This window comes from Parabacteroides sp. An277, assembly GCF_002159645.1.
Taxonomy (GTDB): domain Bacteria; phylum Bacteroidota; class Bacteroidia; order Bacteroidales; family Tannerellaceae; genus Parabacteroides.
Genome location: NZ_NFJB01000037.1, coordinates 15,022 through 31,413 on the forward strand (window position 1 = coordinate 15,022; position 16,392 = coordinate 31,413).

Below are 16,392 nucleotides of genomic sequence, written 5' to 3' on the forward strand. Positions count from 1 at the left end.
ACATGGAAGAGAACAATCCTATCATCCCCCTCCTTAGCCAAGAGGAGCAACTGGCGCGCGTGGAAGCCTATTTCCCTGAACTGACGAGCGTGCAACGCGAGCAACTTCGTGCACTGGGTCCGCTCTATGAAGAGTGGAATGCCAAGATTAATGTAATCTCGCGCAAGGATATCGGGAATTTGTACCTGCATCATGTACTGCACTCGTTGGGTATCACCTGCATGTTGCATTTCAAGGCGGGTACGAGCGTGATGGACCTGGGCACCGGAGGCGGCTTCCCAGGCATCCCTTTAGCTATCTTATACCCCGATGTACACTTTCACTTGGTAGATAGCATTGGGAAGAAAATACGGGTGGCACAAGCCGTGGCCGATGGGATAGGCTTACGGAATGTCTCATTTAGCCACGCACGTGGTGAAGAGGTGAAGGAGTTATACGACTTTGTGGTTAGCCGTGCGGTCATGCCTTTGGCCAATCTTGTGAAGCTGGTGCGTAAGAACATCCGCAAGGAACAGCAGAATGCACTTCCTAACGGACTTATATGTCTGAAAGGGGGCGAACTGGCACATGAAATACTTCCCTTCAAACAGGTAGCCCTTACTATAGACTTAGCAGACACCTTTCGGGAAGAATATTATGTAACGAAAAAAGTTGTGTACGTACCTCTATGCAAGTAAAAGTATTTAGCGTAAACTACTTCGCGGAGAACACTTACGTCCTCTATGACGATACAGGCGAGGCCGTTATTATAGATTGTGGCTGCGCTTACCCAACCGAGACTGCACTGTTAGAGTGCTTCCTGAAGGAGCAACAACTCCAGGTGGTACGCCACTTGGGTACACACTATCATGCAGACCATCTATTGGGGGCAGGGTACCTATTCAGGAAACATAAACTATCGCCGGAAATGCATAAAGGAGATGCTATACTCCCCACTATCGAGGAACAGGCGCGTATCCTGGGCTTAATGCTGCGAGAAGAAGTGCCTATGCCCCAATGGACGGTGCAAGGCGGAGATATTATCACCTTCGGACATACAACCCTGCGCGTGCTCGAGATACCGGGACACTCACCCGGAAGCGTGGGGTACTACTGCGAAGCTGCCGGGCAGATTTATGTAGGAGATGCACTCTTCTGTGGCAGTATCGGACGTACGGACCTATGGCATGGTAACTATGACCAACTCATACACTCTATCCAGGAGGTACTGTTCGCCTTGCCAGGCGATACGGTGGTGTATCCAGGGCATGGACCGACGACAACAATACAATACGAACAAACGAACAATCCTTATATATAAAATACCTAAAGCAATGAATACTACTAAATTCATTAATCGACATGTGGGCATCACTTCGGAAGCACTACCGGAGATGCTACAGACCATAGGTGTGCAATCAGTAGATGAACTGATTGACCAGACCATACCTGCCAACATACGGTTAGCAGAACCGCTTAACCTGCCAGAGCCTATGACAGAACGGGAGTTGGCAGAGCATTTGGCAGAGTTGGCCTCGAAGAACGAGGTATATACCTCCTATATAGGTATGGGATGGTATGATACCATTTGCCCCGCACCCATACAGCGGAATGTATTCGAAAACCCGGTGTGGTATACCTCGTACACACCCTACCAAGCAGAAGTGTCCCAAGGACGCCTAGAAGCCTTGTTGAACTACCAGACAGTTATCTGTGACTTAACGGGACTACCTTTAGCGAACTGCTCCCTGCTCGATGAAGCTACCGCTGCAGCCGAGGCAGCTACCATGTTCCATGGTACACGTAGCCGTACACAAGTAAAGGAGGAAGCAAATACGCTATTCGTGGATGAACACGTATTTGCCTCCACACAAGCGGTTATACATACGCGTGGCATTCCGCAGGGAATCCGTATTGTCGTAGGGGACTTCCATACATTCAACTTCACCCCAGACGTATTTGGTGCCATCGTGCAATACCCCAATGGCGAAGGTTTGATTGAAGACTACCGTGAGTTTGTAGCGAAGGCGCATGCCAACGGTACGAAAGTGGCCGTTGCCGCAGACCTCATGAGTCTGGTACTCCTCACCCCTCCAGGCGAGTGGGATGCAGATGTAGTGTTTGGCAGCAGCCAACGTTTTGGTATACCCATGTTCTATGGTGGCCCCTCAGCGGCTTACTTCGCAACTAAAGAGGAGTATAAACGCGCTATACCGGGACGTATCATCGGTATCTCGAAGGACGCGTACGGACACAAGGCCTACCGCTTAGCCCTCCAAACACGCGAACAACATATCAAACGCGAAAAGGCCACTTCCAATATATGTACAGCCCAAGCCTTACTCGCTACCATGGCCGGCTTCTATGCAGTCTACCATGGCGCAGATGGGCTTAAGGATATTGCCACTCGCATCCATGCTACAGCCGGCTTCTTGGCACAAGAGTTAGAGAAGTTGGGGTATAAGCAATTAAACAAGGATTACTTTGATACGCTCCTCATCGAATTGCCCAGCAACGTATCAGTTAATGTACTCCGCGAGATTGCGCTGGAATGCAAAGTAAACCTGCGTTACCTTGACAGTGGGTTAGTAGGCATTAGCGTAGACGAGACTACACAACCTACGGATGTGGGCGTTCTCCTTTACATCTTCTCAGGGGCTGCTGGGAAAGACTACATGCTGCAAGAGAACATACCTATGCAGACCTATTTCGACCCTAAGTTTGCCCGCACTTCACCCTTCCTCCAGCAAGAAGTCTTCAAGAAATACCATACCGAGACCGAGCTGATGCGCTATATCACACGGTTGGGTAGGAAGGATGTATCGTTGGCACAGTCTATGATATCGTTGGGTTCATGTACAATGAAGTTGAACCCAGCGGCCACCATGCTTCCACTCAGTTTCCCACAGTTCCAAAACATACACCCCTATGCGCCAGCTAATCAGGTAGAGGGTTACACGGAGCTTATAGAGAACCTGAGTAGTTACCTTTGTGAGATAACCGGGTTCAAGGGTTGCACGCTGCAACCGAACTCAGGTGCGGCAGGCGAGTATACGGGGTTACGCATTATCCGTGCTTACTTAGAAAGCCGCGGTGAAGGTGCACAACGCAACATTGTATTGCTACCTGCCTCTGCCCATGGTACCAACCCTGCCTCAGCTGTGCAATGTGGGTTCAAGACCGTTACAGTAGCCTGTGACGCGCATGGGAATATTGACTTAGCGGATTTCAAGGCTAAGGCGGAAGCCAACCGCGAGCATCTAGCAGCCAGTATGATTACTTATCCTTCGACTCACGGTATATTCGAGGCAGACATCAAAGAAATGTGTGACATAATACATGCCTGCGGTGGGCAACTCTATATGGACGGCGCCAATATGAACGCCCAGGTAGGGCTTACGAACCCAGGGACCATCGGTGCCGATGTATGCCACCTCAATTTGCATAAGACATTTGCTTCTCCTCATGGCGGAGGCGGACCTGGTGTTGGCCCTATCTGCGTAGCCGAGCATTTAGTACCTTTCCTCCCTAAGCATCCGGTATTGTGGGGTGATGATACCAATACGGTGTCGGCTGCACCTTACGGCAGTGCAGGTATCCTACCTATTACCTACTCCTATATCCGCTTGTTGGGTACAGAGGGGTTAACGTGGGCTACTAAGATGGCCATTGTGAACGCTAATTACTTGGCTGCTAAGTTCAAGGATACGTATGGTATCGTGTATACGGGTACGACGGGTCGTGTAGGACACGAACTGATACTCGAATGCCGCACCGTGAAGGAGAGGTCAGGTATAGACGAAAGCGATATCGCTAAACGCCTTATGGACTTTGGTTATCACGCTCCTACTCTCTCCTTCCCTGTACACGGAACGTTGATGGTGGAACCTACCGAAAGTGAGAGCAAAGAAGAGCTTGACCGTTTCGTGCAAGTATTGGAATGCATCTGGGATGAGATTAAGGAAGTAGAGGAGGGTAAGGCCGACCCAACGGACAACGTACTTAAGAATGCGCCTCACCCTGAGTATGAAGTTACCGGGGATGTGTGGGAACATACTTACACCCGCTCGAAGGCTGCCTTTCCTCTGGAGTGGCTGCACGAGGCAAAGTTCTGGGTAAACGTAGCCCGTGTAGACAATGCCTTTGGGGATAGAAACCTGGTAGCCGTACGGGAAGACTAATACGTTTCACACTCATAACTACCATACGAGGCAGGGAGCTTAGGCTCTCTGCCTCTTTTTTTATCCCCTTACCCTACTTGCGGATATGCTCATAGCAGGATATCGGGAAGGGTGTGGGGGTCTATTTCGCCCTTATCTGCGGGTGGTAGCAAAAGTACAGGTAGGTCGGGATACCGCTGTTGCAGGTAATGCAGAGAATTCTGCTGTATCTCGGTGTCTTCTACTGGATATTCATTGTAAATAAGGGCGGCTATAGGTATGCCACGTGTCTGGCAAGCCTCGATAGACAACAGAGTATGATTGAGGCTGCCTAAACGTCCACAGGTGACAAGAATAAGGGGATAATGGCGGGTAGCGACATAATCAATCGTAAGGATATGCTCGTGGAGTGGCACCATCAGCCCGCCAGCTCCTTCGAGCAGGACAACGTCATACCGTTGTGCTAAGGTATGGGTATAGGCATCGAGGGTAGCGAAGTCGATGGTACGATGTTCGCGCGCAGCTGCCATGTGGGGAGAGCAAGGATAAGCGAAGATATAGGGGCAGGTCACTCCGTCTTTATCCTCTTGGGTAAATGGAACTCCTTGTAACCGCCGGTGTGTTTCTATATCTTCGGATACCTCCGTGCAACCGGTCTGCACCAGTTTCTGCGTGATGACGTGTTTGCCACGTTTTGCAAGCGCCCTTGCTAATAAACCGGTGGCATAGGTTTTGCCAATACCGGTATCAATACCTGAAATAAAGAATACGTTGTTCGTCATATCTAACTTAGAATTAAGAGTGAATATATACTATTTATATTATTTATGCAGCAACTACTTGCGCCTAGCTCGGATATAGAGCGGGGCATAGGTCAGGGGCACCTTGCCTTCTGTATTCCGATAATGCGCTTCGTAAGTTTGGCAGAAACGACGGAGCCGCGCAGGCGTCCAAGGTGTGGAATTAGTTGCGGTCACGCCTGTATGCCTCAGATGCTGTAAGACAGCAAGCGGACTATCAAACCAAAGGGTTAACTCCTCTTGCCGCATGATGTCTACTTCGTAAAGGGGCGACAGGACATGGTACCAAGCTGCCTGGGTCGGATAGGCAAGGCCAACTCCTGTCAGTTCCTTTATCTCACGTAGGTTATCAGGCAAGAAAGTGGTGAAGAGCAATAGCCCGCCGGAAGGTTGCCATTGAGATAAGTTATGCACTAAAGCCACTTTATCCTCTATCCATTGGAATACGGACGTAGAGACTATCAGGTCGTATACCGACTTGAAGTCGCACGAAAGAATATCCCCGCCTGTAAACTGCGTGCCGGGAAGGCACGATGGGAGTATGTAGCGAGCGTGGGGCATCAGGTCGTTGAGCATCCATTGGGCTTTCGGGAAAAGGGGTTGTATCAAGTGTGTAAAATAGCCTGTACCACACCCTACCTCTAAGATGTGATGAGGCTGGAGGTGATGCCGGGTTATTGCCTCTTGCAACAAGGTCAAGGCCGTATGGGCTATATGCTGTTGGGCCTCGGCAGCTTGATCGTAGGTGTCCCATGCCCGGGAGAACCGATGGATAAGGGACGTGCGGGAAATCGGATTCATAGGGCAAATAGGTTAGGATATTGGAAAAAAGGACAATGAGGAGCTTGGAGGAACTGCACGGGTACTTGCTGGGATTTCCATGCCCGGAGTTGATTGGCTACAGGGAATATGGCGTCGCCTATAGCTGGACTACTCACATAAGCCTGACTCCAAGGGAAATCAGTAGGTACCTTCGTTCCCTTGATTTGCTTGTATAGGAACCGTAGCTCATCGGCTACTTCGGCCAGTGGACGAGGCGTATAGGCTTCATACTGAGCTATGTTCTCCGGTGAGGCGCATATCCGCTGGTTGAACAAGCGGATGCCTTCAAGCGTGAGGTGATGAAGCGTTGCACGGAAAGCGACTTCTGGAATACCTTCGGTCGCGCTTAGAGGCGAAGGTGTCCCATTGATAGCGACTGACTTCGTAATCCGCACATGAGGTAGCGTCGGTAATACTTGAGAAGCCACCCACACGCCCAGCGACCAAGCATAGACCTGCACTTCCGCATAAGCGCTTAAGTCCGTATCGAACTGGCTGTCGCGGTAATCGTAGACTACCCAATAGTCGGCATCAGCCGGAACGGCCAACTGACGGAAGAGCGCAAGCGGGGCAGACCATCCATTAAAACATAATATCAGTTTAGGATAACCCCTATCGATGAGTTTCTCTATCTTCATAATCTATGCATGTGTTGAATAAGGGAGCTAAGTGTAGCTATCTCCCTCTCCGTCATATCTGCTGAGAGGGAGAAACGAATACGGGCACTTCCTGCCGGGACGGTAGGCGTGCGTATAGGCAGACAATAGAAATCACCTTCGTCCAGCTCGCGGGCTACTTGGAGGCAAGTCGCGTTATCACCTAAGACCCAAGGCAGAATATGAGTTGCCCCCATAGCCTTCTCCTCTCCACACAATGCTTGCGCTAACTGATGACTTATCGTGGCCAAATGCGCGCGACGGTCGTCCCAAGTTGCTAAGCGTTCGAGGAGGAAAGAGGTCCAAGCCACTTGATAGGGAGGTAGGGCTGTACTAAAGATAAAAGGTCGGGCTGTATTGATTAAATACTCCCGCAAGAGGGAACTGCATACGACAAAGGCACCCATGGAGGCAAGTGCCTTCCCGAAAGTGCCTATGAGGAGGTCGATATCCTGGATACACCCCTGCTCCTCAGCTATTCCTAACCCATGAGAACCTCTACAACCAAAAGCGTGTGCCTCGTCTACATAGAGTAGTACCCGGGGGTAGCTACGTTTTAAGGCCACTAAGCGCGTTAAATCAGTGATGTCCCCATCCATGCTGAAGAGGCTCTCCGTCACGATAAAGATGCGTTCATACTTAGGTGACTCCTTGACCAAGATGCGCTCTAACTGGTCCAAGTCTTGATGATGAAAACGTATATGCGGCGCATTAGCCAACCGCATCCCATCGATAAGACTTGCGTGCACCAGCCTATCGGCCACGATGAGGGAACGCTTATTAGCCAAAGCCGGCAAAATACCCATGTTGGCATGATAGCCACTGTTAAAAAGCAAGGCATCTTCCCTTCCGAACAGAGTAGCCAATTGACGTTCGACCTGACGATGAACCGGATAATTCCCTGCTAAGAGACGTGAGGAAGAGGCAGATAAAGGATAGGACCTCTTTCCTACCCATGCCTCAAAGTCCTGACGAAGTAGGGGGTCACTTGCGAGACCAAGGTAATCGTTCGAAGAGAGGTTCAGCAAGGTCCTATCCTCTGCTATCACGTACTTACCTTGCGGAATACGCGAAGAGAGAGAACGGTAATTCCCCTTGCTCCGTAAAACAGCTAATTGAGATTCATAGTCTGTATACACCATATATCATAAGCATTTAATTAAGTTAGAAGTAAGATAACTCAACTCGTCGGGGCGAATCACGTAAGGAGGCATGACATAGACCAAGCGACCAAAGGGACGTACCCAAATACCTGCATCCACAAACCGCTGCTGGAGCTTTGCCATATCCACTGGTTCGCGCATCTCGATGACGCCAATAGCACCTAATACTCGTACTTCGCGAACAGAAGGAAGGCAAGAGGCAGGAGCTAATTCCTGCTGGAGTTGGGCTTCGATGCGCTGGATAGTTCCCTGCCAATCGTATGAAAGCAACAAGGATATAGAGGCAGAAGCCACGGCACATGCCAACGGATTCCCCATAAAGGTGGGACCATGCATGAAGCAACCAGCCTCCCCCGCGCAAATCCAGTCTGCTATAGGTTGTGTAGTAGCCACAGCCGAAAGAGTCATATACCCGCCCGTTAAGGCCTTTCCTACACACATGATATCAGGCTCTACCTGTGCCCACTCCCATGCGAACAACTTGCCCGTACGCCCGAATCCGGTAGCAATCTCATCGAATATCAGTAAAACATCGTATGCCCGGCAAAGACGTGCTGCCTCTACCAAGTATTGTGGAGAATAGAAATACATGCCCCCCGCACCTTGCACGATGGGTTCCAAAATAAGAGCAGCTATGTCTGACGCATGTGCTTGTAGTAACTCTTCAAGCGGATGCATGGCAGATGCATCCCAAGCCTCATGAAAACGGACAGAAGGCTGCGGGAGGAAATATTGTATAGGAAGTGCACCCCGGAAAAGTGAGTGCATTCCCGTGACGGGGTCGCATACCGACATCGCGTGCCAGGTATCCCCATGATACCCACTACGGATAGTAGCAAAGTGGTATTTCGCTTTTTTCCCCCGCGATTGCCAATACTGAATGGCCATCTTCATTGCTACCTCGACAGCCACAGACCCACTGTCTGCTAAGAATACCTTGTCCATGGAAGGTGGTAGGAGAGGCAACAGCTTAGATACTAAAGAGACAGCAGGCTCGTGGGTTAACCCACCGAACATGATGTGGCTCATCTGATGAAGCTGCGCCTCAATCGCTGCATTCAAAACAGGATGATTATAGCCATGAATAGCTGCCCACCAAGAGGACATACCATCGATCAATTCGCGTCCGTCGGCCAACCGAATACGTACACCTTCGGCTCTTGAAACGGGAAAAACGGGCAGCGGATCCAGTGTAGAAGTATAAGGATGCCAAATATGTGCCCGGTCGAATGCTAAAAGCTCAGAAATATTCATAAGGTACTATTATTTAAATGGTATATAGAGAGACTAAGAAACCCAATCGGTATCCTGGCCCAAACAATAACCTGCCTCGCCAAACAAACGCTTATCGTCTTCAAAACGACTTCCTACAGTCGTAAGCAAATCCCCCACAATAGCAGCATTAATACCCACATATAAAGCTTTACGTTGCAGGCTGGTTGACATTTGTGAGCGACCACCCGAAAATCGGAGATAAGCGTGCGGATTCAAGAAACGAAAAAGAGCTATAGTGGTTAAGATTTCCTCATCACTAAGGCGAGGTTGAGCTGCTAATGGTGTGCCTGGAATGGGTTGTAGTAGATTGAGCGGGATAGAATGAATATGATGCCGCTGTAAAAATGCAGCCATCTCAATACGTTGTTCCATCGTCTCGCCCATTCCAATAATCCCCCCAGAGCATATCCGAAAACCGACTTCACGCGCTAAACGAATAGTTTCCATCTTTTGTTCGAGCGTGTGGGTAGTACATAGTTTCGGGAAAAAAGAGGGTGCGGTCTCGATATTGCAATGGTAATTTTCGACGCCGCTCTCCCGCAAAGCCTGGAGCGAATCTCGGTTCAACAATCCCATAGAAGCACAACATTTGATAGAACACGTCCGACGAATAGAACGCACGGTTCGAACTATTTGCTGTATCTCTTGAGGAGAAACACGTCGCCCACTGGTCACTAATGCCAGGCGACCAATTCCCTGTTGGGCATGATAAATGGCGTGACGTACACATTCTACTTCCGGAAGCAAAGGATAATGATGTACCTTTGTCGAATAATGAGCAGACTGGGCACACCATTTGCAATCTTCACTACAATTTCCGCTTTTAGCATTGATGATAGAACACGTATCAAACCGATTCCCCATAACATGACGTGTGATTTGATGAGCTGCCTCTAATAGGCTATCTCGTTCTTCACCAAGCAAAGCCAATGCTTCATTTTCCGATATTAATTCACCGGAAAAAATCTTCTGTTTTAAATCTTCTACTAACATCTATACAAAAAAACGGATAGATGTCCCACAGGGACACCCATCCGTCACAAAATTAAGAAATATCAAATGATACACAACCTTCGAAGCATCAACCGATGCTTCTCGTTGTGAAATTCCCCATACAGACAAAAAGGCGTACTTATCCATCGCCAAGAATACAGACAGGAAATCATCCTCTTCTGTAATCTCTCGAAGTGCCTCTTCTGAAATTCCAACTTGTACTGCAGATATCAATCCGCCATGAAGTAATGCCTGCTTCGCATAAAAACGATCTGCCAATGAAGAGGCAAGTTGTCCCATCGTCACTTGACGATGCACGCTTACAAATGCGGCATACTTTGCGCGACTCCAACGCCGGAACCGCAAGTTCGTTTTCAGAATACGGATTAACGCCCTTCTCATCTTTTTAGCGCGCCACTTTATTCAATCGCTTCAGAATAACAAATATGAACAGGGCAGCTAACAAACAAATACCAACCAATACACCCCATACAACTGTCAACGAAGCTCCCCACATCAAGGCTGGGATACTCACTAAAAAGTTACCAATAGCCGTTGCTACAAACCATCCGCCCATCATCATACCGGCATATTTCGGAGGAGCAACCTTCGAAACAAATGATATCCCAATCGGCGAAAGCAACAATTCAGCAAAGGTCAATATTAGATAGGTCATAATGAGGAGATTCGGAGTTACGTCAGCCATGTGTATCGGTTGTCCAGCAGCATCAAACTCTGGAGCGGGTAACCCAATGGAACCGAATGTCATCAGGATATAAGCCACAGCAGCCACTAACATACCCAACCCTATCTTCAATGGAGCTGTTGGTTCTTTTCCTTTCTTAGCTAACGAACCAAACAAAGCAATCGAAACTGGCGTCAATGCAACTACGAAACAAGCATTGAATTGCTGAAAGATAGGCGCGCTCACAGAAGTTGTTTCCGGTAATTGATTGTATTGATAAACCAACCCGGCCACAGCTGCCAAGATAATCGCTGCCGAAATTCCTTTTCCTCGCCCTGTTTTACTTTGAAACAAACCAAACAAACCATATACGATGAAAATGCCCAGTACCAAATTTAGTACATAAAACGACATGCTGGCCAATCCACTCGAACTGGTTGCCGTATAATCTCGAGCAAAATAAGTTAATGTCGAACCATTCTGATGAAAGGCCATCCAAAAGAAGATAACCACTGCAAATACCAGACAGAGACAGATGATACGCTCTTTAGTCTCGGCAGGAGAAAGTTCCTTAATAGAGGCATTGGCATTCGATGATGCCGCTATTTTATTGCGGTCGGCATGTTTGAATGTTCCTCGAAATACATAATAAATAGCCATCGAGACAATCAGCGACACACAAGCTACGGCAAATGCCAAATGATAGGAATCTGCTTCGTTCATGTCCAGCGATGTTTGCGCCCAATTCATCATTTCGATAGCAGCCGTCGGCGCAAACATCGCGCCAATATTGATGGCCATGTAGAAAATCTGGAATCCAGAATCGCGCTTGCTAGCATATTGCGCATCGTCGTACAAATTACCGACCATCACTTGCAAATTCCCTTTAAATAATCCGGTACCGGCACAAATCAGTGCCAATGCACCACCCATTGCAGTAATAGCTACGCCTCCTTTACCCAAGGGAATCGCAAGCAGCAAGTAACCCAAGAACATGATGGTAATACCTATCGTTACCATCTTCCCAAATCCGAATTTATCTGCCAGCATTCCTCCGAAAAGTGGAAGGAAATAGACAAAACCCAAGAAAACGGAATAAATAAGCCCCGCCGTACCGGCCGAGAATCCAAAATTCGCCTGCAGGAATAATACAAAAACCGCAAGCATCGTGTAATACCCAAAGCGTTCGCCCGTATTTGCCAGAGCCAACGCGTATAAACCTTTCGGTTGTCCTTCAAACATAAAAAAATAGTAAGTTAAATAGGGGTTAATACTTTATTGAATTATCTGCTTAATGGCACCCGTCTCCGGATAGAAATAGACCTTCACAGGTGCCTTCTTATCTTCAAACATCACAGGAGCAAGGGCTTCACGCGTACCAAACTCCGTAATTTGTACCTCGCCTTTGAAGTAAGTCTTCCGTGCCGAGAAAAGTTCGATAGCCGCTTTTCCGGGTACGTTATAGACGATTCCCTTCAGCGATTTTTCTTTCTTTTCGGCCTCCTTCGGGTCGAGCTGCGGAGCGCGTTCGGTAGCGGTCAGGTTCATGTAGATGGGTTCACCGCCCAAATCGTCGGCATCCACAATGCCCAGCTTCTCCGAGAAACGGAACATCACCTCTTTCTCTAAATCGCCTTCCGGAATGAGAGTCACTTCATAATGATCCGTCTCGCGCGTCTTGATACCGGTGAAGAGATCTGTCAGTGCCTCTTCCTGCGCTTCTAATTCTTCGATGACGAGCTTCATCGCTTCTCCGTCGGGCGGTAGGTTATCAGCATCACCCGTCAGAATATTCAAACGGCTTTCGCGGATACGGTAGATTTGTTTCGCTGCTACCTCGGCTTGCTTAGCCGTCGAACCAGCCATCAGTAATTCTTCCGAAAGGACAGACGTAGCTTCTGAAAGCCGTTTCTTTTTCCGCTTGCTGTCGTCTGCTTCGTTGGTCGCTTCCGGCTCATATTCGGCATTGATGGAACAGAGCAACCCGTCCTCGGTCAGATAGACATAAGGCGCAACGGTCCCTGCTTTGAATGAGACAATATACGTATTTTCTTTGTCCGGAATACCCCGGTTCACCAACGTCACTTTTCCTAATTCATAATACACTTCGTCTTCCGTTACCACATTTTCCACGCCTAAATACTTCTCGGCATACGGGTAATATGGTCCCGCCTTGCAGGAGACCTTCGTCACTTCCGCATCGACTACCAACTGCGTCTTGGGCAACGAATAGGTCACGCCATAATCATTCGCCTTCACGGCATTCGCCTTCACGACTTTCGTCTGTGCCCAACCCGGAAGTGCCAGCAGCAGACCGACCATTACGATTATATTCTTCATCTGTTTTTGTTCTTTTGTGCTTGTTTGAGATTGACTGCACAAATCTACTTGTTTTTTTTTACATATCCTAACTTTCTTCGGCAATCGTTCAAAAAAAACGTCTTCCCTATTGCTGGAAAGACGTTCTTTGGGATTCGTGAGCTATCAATTCCTTATCTTCATCCGCTCCTCGCCTATACCTATAATATAGATACCTTTCGGCAAGGAATAGGACCGCCATCCCTCTTGCCGTTCACGCTTGACAATGGCGCCATTCATCGTGATGATTGTGACCTCTTGCGGTTGTGAAGTATAGACGTAAAGGTTGCCATCTTGCGCATAGACTTTCGCGCCTTCGATATCTTCCATGCCGGTCGGTTCCTCTATCTTCTCCGCGCCTTCAACTTTCACGTAGATGTCGCTATACACATTATAAATAATGTACTCGCCGGGTTGCACACCTTCCTCGACCTCCTCCCAATAACCATACAAGCTACGCTTAAAGGAGACTTTCAGGTTCTCGGCATCATAACCCTCTTCCACCTCTACATAGACACTGACTTGGTTGCCCTCCTTCACGACTCCTCTGCTCAGCGAGGCTTCTACTCCCTCACAGACATCATCCAAGTAGATGTTGTAGTAGATAGGGTCCGGGTCGGGTTGCGGCGTGGGGTCTGGATCAGGTTCTTCCTTCGCCTTCACTTCAATACTATACGTCAATGTACCGGTGTAGTTTGGGCTTGTATAGGTTACGGTAATGGTCGCCTTTCCTTCGCCTACAGGTGTTACTTTAGCTGTGCTTGTTCTCTCCTCATTAGCTGCACGAGTCGTTACAAGTGGTGTTAGCTTTTCGACTGTCGCTACATTGATATTGCTACTTTCCCATTTCCAATACTTCGCATTTTCTGCATCGGTTATACCTGTAATGGTAGCCGTCAATATCGTACCTTCGTCTCCGAGTTCAAAGATAGTATCCTCATCGCCTTCCAACGTCATTTGATTGTCCGACAAAATAGCTTGGCTCACCGTTATCGTCACATTTACTTCTACTATCTTATAATTGTCCGTATCAGCAGGCGTGAAGATAGCGGTAAACGTATTCTCACCCGCGGCGCCTACCGGTGTATCCTCGGCTTGCCATTGCCAAGTGCCATTCTCCGCTTCCGGCAAAGCCACATCCGCCAGTGTCTGCCCATAGGTGGCAGTCAGGCCGGTCGGGACGGCGTATGCCGGATCTGCCTTCTTCACCGTTATCGTTATAACTATCTCCGCTGTCGAACCGTTCTCCGCGGTCGCGACGATGATGACTTTCACGCCATTTTCATTGGCGGCTGTCGGCGTTCCGCTGAGGATGCCCTCCTCGCTAAGCGTCAGTCCGGCGGGCAAAGAACTGCCCTCTTTGAGCGAGAAGGTTATCTCGCCGCAGTTCGCCTCCGCGTCATCAGACAACCACTCGGATAGGTTGATGTTTTCTATCGCCGTACCGTAAGTAAACTCCGGGATTTCTCCTTCCATCAGCGTAAAGGTGTTCAGTGTCCAAAGGGCGTAAAGGGTGGTCTTCTTATCAATATTGAACGATGTTTCTATCGGCTCCGTAGCGTCGGCTGTCGCTCCCCAACCCTTGAAGGTGTAGTATGTCCTTACCAAATCGCCCTGTTTCGCAAGTGTTACCTCACTGCCGGAAAGATAAATACCGTCGTCAGTTGGAACTGTACCAGCGGTAGAACCGTTTCCATCGTAAGTGACGGTATAATAATTCAGCGTAGCGTTAGGATTGTTTTTAGAAACAACCGCATTCGTCGCGTTCTCCCCATCATAAACAGTATATTCCTTGTCATCCTCCGGATAAAACTTACCAAACACCATCGCCATAACCTCTCCACCCTCGGTTTGATAGCTGAATATCTTCCCATGCTCATCCCACGTTTCTCCATCCTTATTGACCGTAAGCGCAATCTCTGTCGGAGCGATATATGCCTGAACGCTCGGGTTAGCGTCCGAAGGCAGCCAAAGGTGGAGTTTCCTCTCTCTGTCCGCGTACATGTCGTTGGTCGAATAACCTTCCGCTCCGCTGAGGGCGGTAACCTTCGTGTAAGGAGTCAAACATGTAATCTCTTTCTTTACTAAATCGATACCACTTTCATTTTTCGGGGTTATCGCACATGATGTAGCCGAGATGTTCCCTCCGGTAATGGTAATGGATCCAGTAGAGCCATCTCCGGCATGTCCAATTAATCCTTTTCCGTTGTTAGCGATAACCGTTCCTCCTGTTATCTTGATTGTCCCTACTTTTGTTTCTGTTTCGCTGTCAAAAATAGATACACCAGTTCCAATCGCCGCCGGGGCAGACAAGTTATAATTATCAATTAATTGGGCAATAATAACTCCTCCATTGATGGTTATGGAAGTCGCCTCCGGTGTTATCCCTGGCTTTTCTTTAGAATAAGTAGAACCTCCCCCTATAGCGGACGCCATATCACCTCCCGTGATATCCAGGTTCCCGCCATTGATAGTAATAGCGCCGGCTATTTCATTCGTATTCGCCCCGATGCCGGCTCCTCCATAATCATTTACAGACCCTTTCGCTGTCAGCGAATGGCCCTCGCTTTCCTTCGTTATCTCGAGCGAAGCTTCTTTTGGGACACGGATACCGGCTTGGTTCCAACTATCAGGACGGGCAATCAGCCGGTTTGTCCCCCGTAAGGTCAATCGAACATTCCCGGACTCGATATTGAGCGGTGCCTCTCCACTCTCAATATTTACATTTTCAATGGTGATATTCACCGTTCCATTCGCCGTGACACGGATGTTATTCTCCGTCTTTTCGCCCGTCCCGGTAATGATGTAAGTTCCGGCTTCTGTGATACTGACATTCTCTTTGTTAATGGAATAGGTTGCGTCTTCTTGCCCGCGTGCGATGAACGGGGTGAGCACATAGACAAGCAATAAAGTAAGAATCTTTTTCATTCGCGTTCGAGTTTAAAACGTTATACGTGATGAAACTCGGAAACGGACGGAAAACCGCTTGTTGTTTCCGGGTTTCGGTTAATTTATTCGTTGTTTCGTGGCGAAAGCCTCGTGCAACGCATGGCGAGATCCTCGCGCAGGCCGTGACGAAAGTCTCGCGCAGACCGTGGCGAAGGCCTCGCCACTTCCGTCACACCAAAGTGATGGGAACTTCCACGCTGCGCGGCGTCTTCAGCAAACGGCCTCCGCTGCTGGTGTATTGCGTCGTAATACGCAGCGTATAAGCACCTTCCGTCAAATCGTTGGGTATGAGGAGCACCAGTTCCGAGGGCTTGTTGGTCAGGATTTGTTCGTCAAGAAGCTGTTCTTCGACATCCAACGCATTCACCAGAAATACGCCTACCTCCTCGGCATCGCCCACCACCTTCAGCTCGCGGCCTTCGATGCGGATACCGCCACCACGAGGCGCATTGCCATCTTCCGCCTTGGTCTTGAGGTTGATGATGTGGTCGATTTGCATCGCGCTCGCCTTCTGCCCCAGGATGACCACCTTGGTCTGGGCGATAGACTCGC

General features: G+C 48.9%; 14 protein-coding genes. 3 read left to right on the forward strand and 11 right to left on the reverse strand.

The genetic code is table 11. The features are described from left to right. Positions 1–2 precede the first annotated feature (2 nt). From rsmG to gcvP, 3 genes are read left to right on the forward strand one after another with little or no spacing between them, the layout of a single operon-like run. The gene (gene rsmG / locus B5F77_RS12850; RefSeq protein WP_087331379.1) at positions 3–677 is read left to right on the forward strand and encodes a 16S rRNA (guanine(527)-N(7))-methyltransferase RsmG; all 675 of its coding nucleotides are present in this window, start codon (positions 3–5) and stop codon (positions 675–677) included. Beyond that, positions 668–1,300, forward strand: coding sequence for an MBL fold metallo-hydrolase (locus B5F77_RS12855; RefSeq protein WP_087331381.1), 633 nt, complete (start codon positions 668–670; stop codon positions 1,298–1,300). The genes rsmG and B5F77_RS12855 overlap by 10 nt, the downstream gene beginning before the upstream one ends. 13 nt (positions 1,301–1,313) lie before the next feature. Then, complete coding sequence (gene gcvP, locus B5F77_RS12860; RefSeq protein ID WP_087331383.1) at positions 1,314–4,160, forward strand: aminomethyl-transferring glycine dehydrogenase; 2,847 nt, start codon at positions 1,314–1,316, stop codon at positions 4,158–4,160. Between the two features lie 89 nt (positions 4,161–4,249). On the opposite strand, the gene bioD is transcribed toward gcvP, so the two are convergent. From bioD to B5F77_RS12910, 11 genes are all read right to left on the reverse strand, one after another. After that, the gene (bioD, locus tag B5F77_RS12865; protein ID WP_087331385.1) at positions 4,250–4,921 is read right to left on the reverse strand and encodes a dethiobiotin synthase; all 672 of its coding nucleotides are present in this window, start codon (positions 4,919–4,921) and stop codon (positions 4,250–4,252) included. A 54-nt stretch (positions 4,922–4,975) separates the two neighbouring features. After that, positions 4,976–5,740, reverse strand: a complete 765-nt coding sequence (gene bioC / locus B5F77_RS12870; protein ID WP_087331388.1) for a malonyl-ACP O-methyltransferase BioC — start codon at positions 5,738–5,740, stop codon at positions 4,976–4,978. Continuing rightward, positions 5,737–6,399, reverse strand: coding sequence for a pimeloyl-ACP methyl esterase BioG family protein (locus B5F77_RS12875; protein ID WP_087331390.1), 663 nt, complete (start codon positions 6,397–6,399; stop codon positions 5,737–5,739). Before B5F77_RS12875 ends, bioC begins: the two co-directional genes overlap by 4 nt. Beyond that, a complete protein-coding gene (locus B5F77_RS12880) occupies positions 6,396–7,559 on the reverse strand; it encodes an 8-amino-7-oxononanoate synthase (RefSeq protein ID WP_087331392.1) in 1,164 nt (387 codons plus the stop codon). Before B5F77_RS12880 ends, B5F77_RS12875 begins: the two co-directional genes overlap by 4 nt. A gap of 3 nt (positions 7,560–7,562) precedes the next feature. Beyond that, a complete protein-coding gene (gene bioA / locus B5F77_RS16025; RefSeq protein ID WP_239446351.1) occupies positions 7,563–8,834 on the reverse strand; it encodes an adenosylmethionine--8-amino-7-oxononanoate transaminase in 1,272 nt (423 codons plus the stop codon). 33 nt (positions 8,835–8,867) lie between these two features. Next, the gene (bioB, locus tag B5F77_RS16030) at positions 8,868–9,848 is read right to left on the reverse strand and encodes a biotin synthase BioB (protein ID WP_239446352.1); all 981 of its coding nucleotides are present in this window, start codon (positions 9,846–9,848) and stop codon (positions 8,868–8,870) included. Then, on the reverse strand, positions 9,849–10,250 hold the full coding sequence (locus tag B5F77_RS12890) for a hypothetical protein (protein ID WP_087331393.1): 402 nt from the start codon (positions 10,248–10,250) through the stop codon (positions 9,849–9,851). A 4-nt stretch (positions 10,251–10,254) separates the two neighbouring features. Continuing rightward, positions 10,255–11,775 carry a peptide MFS transporter gene (locus tag B5F77_RS12895; protein ID WP_087331395.1) on the reverse strand — a complete coding sequence of 507 codons (1,521 nt, stop codon included), beginning with the start codon at positions 11,773–11,775 and terminating at the stop codon, positions 10,255–10,257. Between the two features lie 33 nt (positions 11,776–11,808). Beyond that, a complete protein-coding gene (locus tag B5F77_RS12900; RefSeq protein ID WP_087331398.1) occupies positions 11,809–12,873 on the reverse strand; it encodes a DUF4831 family protein in 1,065 nt (354 codons plus the stop codon). Positions 12,874–13,017: 144 nt separating this feature from the next. Further along, complete coding sequence (locus B5F77_RS12905; protein WP_087331400.1) at positions 13,018–15,819, reverse strand: putative Ig domain-containing protein; 2,802 nt, start codon at positions 15,817–15,819, stop codon at positions 13,018–13,020. Positions 15,820–16,009: 190 nt separating this feature from the next. After that, on the reverse strand, positions 16,010–16,392 hold a 383-nt coding region (locus tag B5F77_RS12910; RefSeq protein WP_140392883.1), incomplete at its 5' end, for a DUF4469 domain-containing protein.